Genomic DNA, 13,491 nt, shown 5'->3' with positions numbered 1-13,491 from the left:
TTATTTATAGAGCGTACTTTTATAATTGTTTTTGCGCTTCTAATACTATACGTGTAATTTCATTATAGAAATCGTAACTAAGTTTTTCAGTATCAAACCAAAATGCAGTATCGACATCCGGGCAGACTACAACCACACTATAATTTCCATCACCATAGCTGAGCCAATCTTCATCTGCTAGGCCTTTGGGACAATGAATAATTCTATCTATTTTAGTTAGAGGAACGGAATTAACATAATCACCAGATTCATATATGAATCTATAATTCGTTAAAATCAGGCGAATTTGCATGAAGATACCCTCAGAATCGCTGGCATCATCTTCGGACTCACATTTTTCGTCATCTTTATCGTTAGGAGTGTCCAAACTAGAAAAAATACGCCATGAGTTAATCACACATTCATCAGGAATTAATAGTTCGCTAATTTCTTTACTCATAATTTTTCACCTTAATAATAATTCGGGGTTATAGTGGTCAATCATTTCTTTTTCTAACTTACTGATAATCGAAGCCTCATACGGTTCTAGCTTTATTGGTAGAATCTCTACAGAAATTCTATCAATATTATCAGTAAAGTACTTGCTAACTACGTTTGCTTTTTTTCCAATATGTCTTTCTATGGTGTATAGAATTCCTCCTTTATGTTTGTTCATGGCTCTTTCAATAAGTATGACCTTATTTTCTTTTATATACTTGACCAGACCTAATTCTTTTAAGTCAGCTTCATTGTGGTTTAAATGACTAATAACACCTTTACTAATCCAGCGTTCATCATATGAGATGAATTCTTCTTTTTTGATTACTCTGCAAGTTGTGTTTGCTATTGCCGCCAAGTCTGAATAAATTCTCTTGTTGATTTTTAATATATCAACGGACATATAATTTTTGGCGAATTCTGCCCTTAATGTGTCAAGGATATCTGGTGATGAATCGTAAATAATTTGTTCTTTTTCTTTGTTATTATTAGCGATATTTTCCTTTTTTCTATTTCTTTCAGCTGATGCAGAAATGTCATGTGCTAATGTATTTAAAGTATTTAGGTTATCGGATAATGACTTGCTGTTATTACGAAGTTGTTCTTCCATTTTTTTGTACCGTTCGCGTTCACTTTGAGAAAAGGAAGGATCATTCGCAAACTTTTTGGCATTTTTTTCTAAATTTTTATGACCTTGCAATATCATTTCTGTAGCTACATCAGAAAAAATATCTAATAAGCCCATAGGAATTCTCCTTTGAAGATTTTTTTATATATGATGCTACTGATATTATTAGGTAGAGGTATAAATTTCGTATTATGCTGGTATTAAAAAAGCATTAATTATTTAAAAAGGATTCAATATACGATATTTTCAACGAGGTATCATATTTTATTTTGAAACATAATGAGATAATTCTGTGGAACAAAAGAATAAAGATGATATAATTATTATGTATTATGAACGGCATATATGCTAACTGTTTGAAAGGAAGGTGCTCTTATGGCTCTATTTGGAAATGATAAACAAAGAACTACGGTTAATTCAAGTGGCTATAATGGTTCAGAACCTACTCGAATATGCCCCAAATGTGGTAAAGAAAAACCTTTAAGTGAATTTGGATTCAGGAAAATGGGTAATGGGGAAGTTAGAAATCAATCATGGTGCAAAGATTGTAGATGATACTAGATCTAGGGTATAACCTTATATAATAAAATGCTGGGAACAGATTGAGTGTCGATTTGTAAGAAAGGTACCTAAATTACAGATTTTAGGGGCCTTTTTTATGTGGGAGATTTATTGTACAGCATGTGTGATACACTGGCTGTGTTGTTTAATTATATGTACACAAAATGAGTTTGTAACAATAAGTAGACATTTTGCTCATTGGATATGAACTCTTGTTAACAAGGAGGTTTTTATGAGATTACAGGAAGCATGTGACAAATTTAATTCTTTGGCAGGAATAAAATTTGGAGAATTATTCTCGCCGTCTGACATGGACATGATTATTGTCAACAAAGGAAAGACCGGACAGCTTTTAGAGCTTGCACTGGGAATGCATCTTTCAAGTAGTAACTTGGATTTTGAGGATGGAGAGTTAAAGACAAATAAATGTGATATAAACGGAAACCCGAAGGAGACAGTGTTTATTACTCAAATAAGTAGTGTTATAGACGAGCTTATTCAAGAGCGACCTTTTGAAGAAACTCATTTATTTGAAAAGATAAGTAATATTTTATATGTTCCTGTATGTAAGGATGGTAATCCAAGAGACTGGATGTTTTTGCCAAGTATAAATATTGATTTATCATCATCGAGGTTTTCTGAATTAAGAGATATTTGGAGAAGCGATTACTATTCTATCTGTAGTCAGCTGAAGCATCACATTGAAACAAGTGCAGATGGCTATATACATACTTCTAATGGAAAGCACATTCAAGTTAGAAGCAAAGATTCTAAGCCATACCATCCAATTTACTCAAATATTTATAAGCGAGATGTTTCAAATAAAAATCACGCTTTTTATTTCCAAAAGCAATTTGTTTACGACATAAAGAGAATGAATGGTTAAAGTATTGTGGCGTGAATCTTTTACATACAATGAAAGTATCGAAAGGAGAGTCTTGTGGGACGTTTAGTTAAAGAGTTTTCAGATGGAGCTTTTTTAGAGTTCGACCGTGGAGGATTCGATAATTGGTGTGTATATATGACTAATTCTGAAGGAGTGAGAAAACCGCCATTTGATAGAGATTATTTTGCTGAATTAAAAGATTTGGCAAATAAATATGGAGCAGATAAGGTTTATGCTGATTTCGTTTCAATATTTGATGTAACAACAAGGAATATTGAGGCTTCTGTACTAGAACAAATAACAAATATTGCACAAAGCTACGAGGCTATTGATACATTGGCTGTGGATAAATTATATACAACCTTCTATATGGCTATGACAGCAGAGGAAAATTATCCAAACACAAAATTGGGAAGAAGAATTAAGAGATTAGCCGCTTATGAAATTCTGTATAATAATAGACCTGTGGCAGATGCAGTAGTTTTCATGAAGAAAATGCCCTGGAGAGAAATTGACGCTTTATGTAGAGAAAGGGGATTTTAATTATGGCTAGAATACCCAATACACATGGCGGTGGGGCACAAACAAATGCGAATGGGCTCAGGTTTGAACAAACGACATCACTAGATGATGTGCTTAATAAGGCAGGATTCATAGTGAGAGATTGTAGAGTGTATGATGAGGATAAATTGATCGGAGCCTCGGTGCCTCAGAATAAAATTTATTCAAGATTTCTTGATGAAAAAGGTATCGATTATCGCGACTATAATTCAAAAAAATGGCATCCAGACGAGTGTTTTGTTAATTATCAGAACAATACTGCTTATATTATAGAAAAGAAGTTTCAAAATGCCGCGGGGTCTGTTGATGAGAAACTACCGGGATGCCATTTCAAAAGGATGGAGTATATTAAGCTATTTGAACCTTTGGGATTTTCGGTTGAGTTTGCATATGTGTTTAATGACTGGTTTTTAGATCCTAGATATAAGGACACGTTGGAATACATTAAAAAAATGGGGTGTTTCTATTTCTTTAATAATATACCGTTGGATTTTTTGGGATTATAAGGAGGGGGGCTAAATGCCAAAGCACGAGATAACACATTTTTTTTCCAACGAGGGTACTAGAAATGAAGTACGTATGCGGGTTGTGGATGCATTAGCTACCGAAGAACCTGGCACTGGTACAGGGGAAGACTCTTCAAAGTACATATATTTTGTTGAACAGTTGAAAGATGGAAATAGAGTATACCTTCAGAGACCCGCAAATTTACATAATGGATTTGATTTTTTGGTATGCGTTGAAAACACAAACTATGCCGCTGCAGGAGAAAGAAAGAGAAACTATCCTAAACATGATGATTTTGAATCGGATCTTCTTGATAAACGTGAAGAAAATGCGCAAATGTATAGCCAGCTTTATAAACTGTTAAGAACAGTATATGAGTGTCACGATGTATCTGAAGAAGAGATTGCTGCGATTAATTTCACGGGTGGTTATTCAGTGGATCACCTTGTAAAGGTGATTAAATGGTTGTTTATAGAGCAAGATATTCGATATTGGAATTACTCTGGAAGAAACATGACCTGGGGCATTGTGCCGCCACCAGATTATACTTGATATAAAACTTGTGAAATGGCAATATAGTAATGCGAAATAAATAATCTGGAGGAGAAACAATGGGGCCATTTGTAAAATGGGCTGGTGGAAAAACACAGCTTCTTGAAAAGCTCCATAATAGGATGCCAAATAAATATGGTAGCTATTATGAACCATTTATTGGAGGAGGTGCTCTACTTTTTAATGAGAAACCGCAGACAGCAGTCATTGGTGATATTAATGAACAACTTATAAATATATACGAGCAATTAAAAAATGATCCAAGGGCAGTGATCAGAGCGGTTAATCATGTGGATGAGTCTGGAGTGTGCGATAAAGATTATTATCTTGAGACGCGAGAAAAGTATAATCAAAAGATTAAGAACCATGAGCTGGATGCTGAATGCGCCGGACTAATGATTTGGATCAATAAGCACTGTTTTAATGGCCTGTATAGAGTTAACAGCAAAGGACTTTTTAATGTGCCATATAATAATAAGCAGTCGGGAAAATCGATTGATGAAGCCAACATTATGAGCATAGGGTATTATTTACAGAACTCAAAGGTTGATATTCGGTGCCAAGATTTTGAAGAACTTTGCCAGGATGTTAAAGCCGGTGATTTTGTGTACTTCGACTCACCATATGTTCCAGTAAGTGAGACAGCTAGTTTTACAGATTATACTAAAGATGGATTTACTTATGAGGATCATGTTAGGTTATCTGAGCTATATAAGAGATTGGATTCTATAGGAGCTCTTGTAATGTTGAGTAATCATAATGTTCCTTTGGTTCATGAACTTTATGCTGAATTCAAGATAGAAGAGATTGATGTACGTAGAAATATCAATAGTGTAGCAAAAAAACGTGTTGGGAAAGAAGTAATAGTGACTAACTATGAGGTTTAAGTATGGAAAAAATGTTTTCCAGAGCTATTGATTATTATTATGAAACAGAGAATGAGGCACTAATTTTAGGTGATACATTCACTGCTTTAAAAAAGATGAAAAAGGAATCGGTGGATCTGATATTTGCAGACCCACCGTACTTTTTAAGCAATGACGGCATAACATGTCATGCAGGTAAAATGGTTTCTGTTAATAAAGGAGACTGGGATAAAGTTGCTTCTGTAAATGAAAAGCACAAATTTAATCGTCTGTGGATAAGGGAATGCAAGAAGGTTCTTAAGCCAAACGGTAGCATTTGGATTAGTGGTACTTTACATAATATTTATAGCATTGGAATGGCTTTAGAACAGGAAGGCTACAAGATAATAAACAATATTACATGGCAGAAGACTAATCCGCCACCAAACTTAGCCTGCAGATGCTTTACGCATAGCACAGAAACAGTTTTGTGGGCGCAAAAAGATGACAAAAAGGCACATCATCTCTTCAACTATCAATATATGAAAGATAAAAATGGTGGCAAACAAATGAAGGATGTATGGACTGGTCCATTAACCCCAAAGTCAGAAAAGACGGAGGGAAAACATCCTACACAGAAACCAGAATACCTTTTGGAAAACATAATTGAGGCAGCGTCTAATGTTGGAGATGTTATACTGGATCCTTTTTGTGGAAGTTCAACAACCGGTGTCGTATCTAAGAAACTGCATAGAAAGTATATAGGCATTGATAATAATAAAGAATTTGTAGAACTTTCAATTAAAAGATTGAATTTATTATAAAAAAGTAGCTTTCAAAGACATGAAAGCTATTTTTTTATCTGAATAAGTGGCTAAATAGAGTAATGCCATCGTTATCTCTAGGCTATGTTTAATGCATAGTTACAACTTCATAATTATATTCAATGATTATTTATTGATTGTATTGAAAATTATACTTTATCCAGCATCACTTACACGAGAGGAGAAAAAATATTTTCTTATAAGAAAAAATAATTGATTTATATGTGTGTATATGATATATTATTTTCATGAGGTGATAAAATGAGAAAAGAAAATTTACTTGATAAAGCACAAATAAATTATTTAAATCTTCACTCAGACGAAGTGATTGATAGGCTTATTAAAGTGATAGACGCAAGGGGACTTAAAAATGCTGATATTTGTAGACTCACTTGGTGGCCTGCATCTAAAACAAGTAAAATCCTGAATAAAACGCAGAAACCCTCAGCTACTGATTTGAAATTATTAGCAAAAGCAGTGGGGTATACGCCGGAGATATTTCTTTTAGATAATTATGATATTAGAGGCTATGTACTTTCTGATGCTATTAGATGTATAAGTGATTGCGTTCGAGAAGTATATGCGATAGATGGGACTATTTCGAGTGTAGATTCTATTCAAGATATCGTTAGCTACGAAATGCCACTTGCTATCATTGATGCGTTGAATGTAGAACCTACAAATTATGTTACAAAATCATGTATAGATGAGAAGTATGATGAAGCTGAGATGACTTCAAGTGATTCAGATGAGTTTGTAGGAGAGATATCTGTTGTATTATATCATCGTAATGTTACGAGTTATGATGGATATACTCCATATATACAGCTTCTCATAGATGATAAGCGTAACACGACCGTCGTAGGGCTCTTTTTAAGAGATAGTGAAGGTCATCTTGACCCTAAAGAACGGAAAAAGTTTAAGAATATTATTTTGGCAAATGATTCGGATCAGGAATGGAATAAGCTTGAAAACAGCGATTCTTACTGGGAAAAGATGAAATGGAGCGAAAATGAAATAGAATCCGTTATATACAGTAAAAGTGATATTATCAACCACAATATTGATAAGACGATCAACATGGACTTAAGCATTATGTTGGACAAATATTGTGAGCTTGTATTTTATTTATCTAAGGGAATAGATATTAAGGAGCGCAAGACTGATATAACTACGAAGGATATTTTTTCAGCGATTACTGGGAATGATTTTTTTAGCGAAGAAACAATAGCAAAAGTATTAAGGAGTAGAAAAAATAAATGCGAGATAGATCCTGAGCACACATCGTTTATAGATGAAGCGGGAAAGCCTTATATGACAGTTGAGTGCCTCCTACCTTCATTTAGCGGTTATCCGTTGGAGATAATAAAGAGCGAAGCAAATTGCATTTGTCTTTGCCCTAATTGTGCCGCACAATTGAGGCATGGTAGTAGAAAGGATCGAGAACGGATGTTTTTTACTTTGTACAGAGAGCATGAGGCTGCTTTAAGAAATCAGGGAGTGGACTTGTCACTCGGTGATGTTTTAAAGCTGAATGAATTATAAATGCTTCAACAGTTGATAAATAGTTTATAAACTGTTTATAAATCAGTTTTAATATTTCCATCCTCTGAAATAGGATATATGCCGTATGTTTTATGGAAATACATTGTGTGTTTTCAACATTAAATTTTTATTTATCAACTATTAAAAATTTGTAAATAAGCCAGATAAAATATATAATTATTATAGTAAATAAAAGAAAAAGCCCCTGCAGAAGCGACGTTCCGCAAAGGCAAACCTAAAAATGGCTACCAACCGATATTTAGGCTTCTATACATGAATAATAGCACAAATTGTTAATAAATTAAACAAAATGATTATTATTATGTTCTTTATGCATATTATTTTTAGTATGGATGTTCATAAGGTTTGCTCTAATGGAGTCCTTCAGTGGGCCCCGCTTTTTCTTGAAAAATAGGAGGAAAAAGATGCAAAAAAGTAATATGCGAGCACAAGATGAAAAGGATTTAAAAATGATCAGAGATATGAAGAACTTTGCCGATCAGGGGTTTGATTTGGAGTTCAGAAAGGCTAGCGGGGGAGGCTATAAAATACTAAAAGTTAAAAAACAGATATTGACGACGGATTAAACTGGTAGTCCGGATACAGCTATAGGAGCTATTGGATATGAATAATCATATCTTATAGCTCTTTTTTTTTTGCAAAAAAGGAAGTGAATTTTGAACTCGATAAGACCACCTAACAAATGAAATTATCTATAAAAGGATTTCAAATACATTAACAAATAACCGAATCACACTTGCGATCTAGTTGAGCATGCAAGCAAGGGGAATGCGTAAATATCGATCTTTATACAGGTGCCAGTGGTATCTGCTTGAGATTGGTTTTTCACCTGACCTCTTATTTTGCGTGCTTTTTTTGGACCAAAAGTGTCGTCTACTTAGCGGGTTCCCCTTGTCAGTGATTCCACGAATGACAAGGAGCGCCAATCTAATGAAAATCAATGTAACAATCGAAACTGAAGACAACGACGTAAAGGTTACGGCAGGCAAGGAACTTAGAAATTATGATGGAAGACCATTAAAACCGGGAGAGGTTCTTATGCCTATGGTTTTAGGAGAAGACTTTATTAAAGCTAATGTGACTAATCCTGATAGCATTAAGTGGTTTACAGCAGGAAAGAGCACAAGAAAAGTTGTTCTTGTTGCTGTACCGGAGGAGCAAGCGTCTTTTGCAAGGTCGCAGCTCAATTTTGTTCAGAATGAGGACAATGGGAAATATTGTAAGGCCGGAGAGACACCATATGATTTTACCAAGGGTCAATATGAGGACGATGTTCCGGATCCTCTGAATAGTGTGGAAGCATTTGTTGAGGATAAGGTACTTGCGGCAAAGGCAACAGAGATGTTTGGAGAGTACTTTAACAAGCTTCTTGAGGCATCACCAAAGCATGCCTATGCGCTTTTACTTATAATGAATGGTGTTAATGGAAAAGAATTCATGGATATGATGAAGTTAGGACATGAGTGTGCTAATGTTATAAGAAAAGAAGCTGAATACCTATATAGTAAAGGCTTAGAAAAAATTGACCTTGAGAATATTCATTCCAACAGAACAAAAAATACTGATTATTATAAAGAAGCAGCAGAAGCTGCGTTGGATCACTTGTTAGATTTTTTTGCATAATATGATAATCACCTCTGAGCATAACAGCCCGGAGGTGAAATTTTTTAGTCTTTTTTATAAAATTGTGTTTCGTAGCCATCAGCTCTGAGTTTTATTCCTGGGAGCCATTCCGGGGGCCTACCCATTTGCTCACAGATAGCTTCGAGAGAGGCATCTTCCCGGCATTCGATTATAAGCTCATCGTGCACATGGCCGACTATGAAGCAATGTGACAATGTTCTCATGGAATTGCAGAGAATATCGCGGCTGATGCCTTGGACGATGTTCTCTACGAACTTCGGACCATAGCTTTCCAGGCGTGTCCATTTCTTATCACTGCCTACACCTTCATAGGTAGGAGATTCACTACCAAACTGATTAATTCCCATCCTAGGCTTTACATAAGACAGCTTTCTTCCGGAGGGGAGCGTTATAAATAACATGCCGCTTTTGTACTCAAAGAGGATCCCATGCGATTGAGTTCTGGTTCTTCGCTTAATTGCAGTTTTTACCGCCGCATCGACATCCCACCAAAGCTGTACGACATTCGGATTTGAAGCTCTCCAAGCATCTACAAGGGGCTGCAATTCATCTTCTGAAAGTCCCATATCCAAGGCACCCATGCTGATGAGAGCACCCTTTGAGCCACCGTAGCCAAGCGCCAGCTCAGCAATTTTGCCTTTTTGTCTAAGATGACCATTTTTACCATGCTTAACAACGGGAACATGAAACATTGCTGATGCAGAAGCACAGTAGATGTCCTCGCCTCTGGCAAATACATCAATACGCCACTGTTCACCTGCTAGGAAGGCCAGAACCCTTGCTTCAATAGCAGAAAAGTCACTTACAACAAACTTATATCCCGGCTTTGCAACAAAAGCAGTTCTGATTAACTGGGATAATATATCCGGGATATTATCATAAAGCATATTCATGAGTTCATAGTCGCCGCTTTTAAGGACAGCCCTGGCTTCATCAAGATCCTCTAAATGATTCTGAGGAAGGTTTTGTAACTGTATAATGCGGCCTGCCCACCTGCCGGTACGGTTTGCACCGTAGAACTGGAACATGCCTCGTGCCCTTTTGTCACTGCATGCGGCAGCTTCCATGGCCTGATATTTTTTGACGGAGCTCTTTGCAAGCTGCTGCCGGAGAGTAAGAACATCGGCAACATCGGTAGGAACTGTTTTTATGAGATCAACAATAGCTTTCTTATCCAAGGACCCAGTTTCTATACCCTTTGAAGAGAGCCAATCCTTCATCTGTTGTACTGAGTTTGGATTCTCAAGCTCAGTTTTATCCTTCATAGTAGCGATAAGAGCAGCCTTGCTGAATGCATCAAACTTGATAGCGTTTTGCACTACAGTCATATCGAGTAAGATGCCTCTATCATTTATTTCCTGATCCCGGTGATATTCTTCCCAAACTGAATCAGGTACCGGATATCCTGACAGCCTCTTTTGTATTTCCTGTTCAACAACGACATCTCGGATATTGTAACTTTTGAAGGTATTCCATTTTCCCTTATCATGACAGGGTAGATTTCTTGTTCTTCCGCCATTGACCTTAGTGGGAGCACAGGGGCAGCAGAAGTACTTTATTAGGGCTTTACCTTCTTTCATTTTCTGTTGTTCTAGTCCAAGGACCGCGCCTACACCTTCAAGAGATAAGGGGAGTCCTAAAGTGGCAGCCCATATCATGCTGCAGCGCCATGATGAAGGATCGAGGTAATTACCTGTAGTATCCTCAGGAATTCCATATCCTATAAAGTGATCAGGGTAGTGTGTTCTTATGTACTTACTAAGGCAGACCCTTTCGAATGTAGCATTGAAAGCCCATTTTATTACATCCTCGGATACGATAGCATCTATAAGCCATTCTGGGAGTTCTTCTCCTTGGGCTAGGTCGATGACTTCCACGTCGCTACCATTTAAAGAATAGGAGAAGAGCAAAATATCAAAGCTTTCAGAGTCAGCATATTTGTATACGCCGCATTTCTTAATATTGACATCTGAGTATGTCTCAAGGTCGATGCTGATTGTTTTAATTGAATCTGGTTTTGTCATTGATTATCACCTCGAAATAAAAGTGGGTGGCCAGATCACCCGACCACCCTGAAAAAGGAGAAAAGATTAAGACAGGAAATCGTCCTCGTCATCTGTAGCAAAATCGCTTTCTGCTGATGCTTTGCCTCCAAGTGGAACACCATCTTTAATCTTCTGGAGATTGTTAAGGCCGCAGGCGATACCCTTGTTGCCGTTGGAGTTGAATGCGTAGAGGTTAATAGAAGCTCTACCATAAACGCCGCTATAAACTTCTGAGCGATCGATAATTGGCTGTCTATCTGCATCTACGATACCGGGGGCTGATGCTGAGTTTGCGTTGATGAAGTAGCTGTCAGCATAAGCTGCATCATCGGGTCTTTCTACATCACCATCGCGAAGAGGATTCTTGATAGCAGTAAGGGGTGGTACAGTTTTACCGTTACCTTTAAGCTTTGACTCGCCTTCCTCGTAAGCTGCCTGAATTGCGGCCTTGATCTTCTCGATAGTTGCTGTGTCTGACTTGGGAATGATGAGGCTCACACTGTACTTTGGGCTGCCTCCGTTGATTGACTTGGGATCCCAGACATTAGCGTAGCTCCATCGGGTGCTGGGGCCTGTGATAACTTTAGTTGCATTCATGATCTTTGGCATAATTTTTTCCTCCATTATTCTTTGAAATCTTCATTTGCTGTGTTTAGCTCTGGACGCTTATCTGCGTCATTTACTAGGGTTGGCTTTCCGGCTGGCTTCTCAATGAGGTCGCCAAGTAGTTCATTGAACTTCTTTTTTCCAAGAAGAACGGTCATAGCTGTGATTCCAACAAGCTTCTTTTCGTAAGGGTCATAACCAGCATTTTCTACAATAGAGGCTACCTTGGCCTCATCTACATACCTTCGATTGGATTTGCCCTCTACTACTTTGAAGCCGTTAAATTTCACACCGGAGAGTGCCTGCTGAAGAGCATAGGCTTTTATATCGCCGGCCCAAGCTACAAGCTCGTCTATTCTGGAAAGAATTATTGATATCTCATCATTGCTGAGCTTTGATGGCATCTGAAAATCATACTTTGCCATTTCTAGGTTATACTCAGCTCTTTTTCTGCAGGTGTTCTTAATTTTGCAGAAGCGGCAGTGATCGCCGGCTTTGTATTCACCTTTTCCTTCGCTAGCCAGTTTCGCTGCAGGAAGGAGTATATCGTTAGCCCACTTAAGGAGCTCATCCTTTGTAAGAATGTAGGTGTTAACGTTATCGCGCCTTGGCTGAAAGATGGTCATATAAACTTGCTTGATGTCATAAATCCCATCAAAGACTTCCAGAGCGCCAAGCGCATATAACATCATCTGCGGGTTTCTCACCGCTGAAACTTCAATGCCCATACCATATTTAAAATCGATGATCTGAAGAACATCGTCTGCAACTATTACACAGTCGCCGGTACCGAAGCCTTCAGGAACCCACTTTGAAAAGTCCAGGTGTTGCTCCAGCATGATAATCGGGTCATTGCAAAGCTTCTTTGCCTCCTCAAGCTGCTCCATTACGTATGAAGCATAGCTATCGGAGTGGTAGTCCATTTCATTATTGAAGTATTCAAGGTTTTCTCTTGGATCCTCAGCTTTTTTTCCTATTGCTTTTAGTACCTTGTACTCACATAAGGTATGTGCATCGGTTCCTTCCAGAGCATAGACGGAAGTAGTATCAGGAATCTTTGCGCATTCCATAGCTGAAGGCGGACACTCGAGCCACCTGTGGCTGGATGAAGCGGATAGTACTGCGTGCTTATCAGGCATTTATTATTGCCTCCGCTTCAGCAACAAGTGCTGCGTAGGATTCTTCCGGTACACCTTTAAGGGTTCCTGTTGATGAGTATTTACCAACAAGGTCCTTTATCTGTGATTTGTACTTACCATCGTCCTGACTGGATATGCCTGCCAGCGTCTTTCGTACCTCTTCAAATGTAGGAACCTTTACTTCCGGCTTCGTTAGTGTTTCAGAAGGAGCAGCGGTTACTTCCTTTTCAGGTTCAGGCTGTTCATTGGTAGTTTCTTTTTCCTTTGTCTCTGGAACCTCGGCATAAGCTTTTAAGCTTTCTGCTACTACAATGAGGTTCTCACTGCAGGCAATTAGTGCCTTAATCAATTCTTCTGTTGGTTTCTGTTTGCTCATTTTTTTCTCCTTTGGTTTTCAATGAATTTTGCAGTTTCTTTGCAAGCCACTTGGCGATGACGCTGATTGCCATAAGAACATCGACCAGCTCTTCGTCTTTAGAAGGACTTGTGTTTTCGCTTGTTGTAAGCATCATTTTCTCCTCACTTTCTAGGAAGTTTTATTTGCGTTCCTAACAGTTAGGTATCGCTGTAGGGTGTTTTTCCGGTTTTTGGGAAATCTTTTTTACAAATTTTTTTTGAGGCGAATCTCCCTTTATTAGGAAGAAAGAAAA

The 13,491-nt window shown here is 37.6% G+C and carries 17 protein-coding genes; 10 read left to right on the top strand and 7 right to left on the bottom strand.

Features of this window, described 5'->3' with window-relative positions:
- Positions 1–19: 19 nt before the first annotated feature.
- A complete protein-coding gene (locus G596_RS0111115) occupies positions 20–439 on the bottom strand; it encodes a hypothetical protein (protein ID WP_022761923.1) in 420 nt (139 codons plus the stop codon).
- 6 nt (positions 440–445) lie between these two features.
- Positions 446–1,222 carry a hypothetical protein gene (locus G596_RS0111110; RefSeq protein ID WP_022761922.1) on the bottom strand — a complete coding sequence of 259 codons (777 nt, stop codon included), beginning with the start codon at positions 1,220–1,222 and terminating at the stop codon, positions 446–448.
- 258 nt (positions 1,223–1,480) lie between these two features.
- On the opposite strand from G596_RS0111110, the gene G596_RS0111105 reads away from it, so the two are divergent.
- From G596_RS0111105 to G596_RS0111060, 10 genes are all read left to right on the top strand, one after another.
- Positions 1,481–1,660 (top strand): hypothetical protein, encoded by a 180-nt coding sequence (locus G596_RS0111105; protein WP_022761921.1) that lies wholly within the window; start codon positions 1,481–1,483, stop codon positions 1,658–1,660.
- Positions 1,661–1,898: 238 nt separating this feature from the next.
- On the top strand, positions 1,899–2,552 hold the full coding sequence (locus G596_RS0111100) for a MutH/Sau3AI family endonuclease (RefSeq protein ID WP_022761920.1): 654 nt from the start codon (positions 1,899–1,901) through the stop codon (positions 2,550–2,552).
- 54 nt (positions 2,553–2,606) lie between these two features.
- Entirely contained in the window at positions 2,607–3,095 is a 489-nt protein-coding gene (locus G596_RS0111095) for a DUF7004 family protein (RefSeq protein ID WP_022761919.1), read from the top strand.
- A 2-nt stretch (positions 3,096–3,097) separates the two neighbouring features.
- Positions 3,098–3,619, top strand: a complete 522-nt coding sequence (locus tag G596_RS0111090) for a PD-(D/E)XK nuclease superfamily protein (RefSeq protein ID WP_022761918.1) — start codon at positions 3,098–3,100, stop codon at positions 3,617–3,619.
- Between the two features lie 13 nt (positions 3,620–3,632).
- Positions 3,633–4,172 carry a hypothetical protein gene (locus G596_RS0111085; protein WP_022761917.1) on the top strand — a complete coding sequence of 180 codons (540 nt, stop codon included), beginning with the start codon at positions 3,633–3,635 and terminating at the stop codon, positions 4,170–4,172.
- A 59-nt stretch (positions 4,173–4,231) separates the two neighbouring features.
- Entirely contained in the window at positions 4,232–5,059 is an 828-nt protein-coding gene (locus G596_RS0111080; RefSeq protein WP_022761916.1) for a DNA adenine methylase, read from the top strand.
- A gap of 2 nt (positions 5,060–5,061) precedes the next feature.
- A complete protein-coding gene (locus tag G596_RS0111075; protein ID WP_022761915.1) occupies positions 5,062–5,841 on the top strand; it encodes a DNA-methyltransferase in 780 nt (259 codons plus the stop codon).
- A 261-nt stretch (positions 5,842–6,102) separates the two neighbouring features.
- A complete protein-coding gene (locus G596_RS0111070; protein ID WP_022761914.1) occupies positions 6,103–7,386 on the top strand; it encodes a hypothetical protein in 1,284 nt (427 codons plus the stop codon).
- Between the two features lie 425 nt (positions 7,387–7,811).
- Positions 7,812–7,973 carry a hypothetical protein gene (locus tag G596_RS24825; protein WP_022761913.1) on the top strand — a complete coding sequence of 54 codons (162 nt, stop codon included), beginning with the start codon at positions 7,812–7,814 and terminating at the stop codon, positions 7,971–7,973.
- 364 nt (positions 7,974–8,337) lie between these two features.
- The gene (locus G596_RS0111060) at positions 8,338–9,030 is read left to right on the top strand and encodes a hypothetical protein (RefSeq protein WP_022761912.1); all 693 of its coding nucleotides are present in this window, start codon (positions 8,338–8,340) and stop codon (positions 9,028–9,030) included.
- Between the two features lie 44 nt (positions 9,031–9,074).
- Here G596_RS0111060 and G596_RS0111055 read toward each other — a convergent pair whose 3' ends face one another.
- The 5 genes from G596_RS0111055 to G596_RS24820 form a co-directional block, all read right to left on the bottom strand.
- Positions 9,075–11,075 carry a DNA polymerase gene (locus G596_RS0111055; protein ID WP_022761911.1) on the bottom strand — a complete coding sequence of 667 codons (2,001 nt, stop codon included), beginning with the start codon at positions 11,073–11,075 and terminating at the stop codon, positions 9,075–9,077.
- A 66-nt stretch (positions 11,076–11,141) separates the two neighbouring features.
- Positions 11,142–11,705, bottom strand: coding sequence for a DUF2815 family protein (locus tag G596_RS0111050; protein WP_022761910.1), 564 nt, complete (start codon positions 11,703–11,705; stop codon positions 11,142–11,144).
- Positions 11,706–11,719: 14 nt separating this feature from the next.
- A complete protein-coding gene (locus G596_RS0111045) occupies positions 11,720–12,841 on the bottom strand; it encodes a DUF2800 domain-containing protein (RefSeq protein WP_022761909.1) in 1,122 nt (373 codons plus the stop codon).
- Positions 12,834–13,217: a hypothetical protein gene (locus G596_RS0111040; protein WP_155829250.1), complete on the bottom strand. Its 384-nt coding sequence runs from the start codon at positions 13,215–13,217 to the stop codon at positions 12,834–12,836. Before G596_RS0111040 ends, G596_RS0111045 begins: the two co-directional genes overlap by 8 nt.
- Complete coding sequence (locus G596_RS24820; protein WP_155829248.1) at positions 13,183–13,353, bottom strand: hypothetical protein; 171 nt, start codon at positions 13,351–13,353, stop codon at positions 13,183–13,185. The genes G596_RS0111040 and G596_RS24820 overlap by 35 nt, the downstream gene beginning before the upstream one ends.
- Between the last annotated feature and the right edge of the window lie 138 nt (positions 13,354–13,491).

It is taken from the genome of Butyrivibrio sp. AD3002, from assembly GCF_000420905.1.
In the GTDB taxonomy this organism is placed as follows: domain Bacteria; phylum Bacillota; class Clostridia; order Lachnospirales; family Lachnospiraceae; genus Butyrivibrio.
This window is presented reverse-complemented; position numbering and strand designations above follow the sequence as displayed.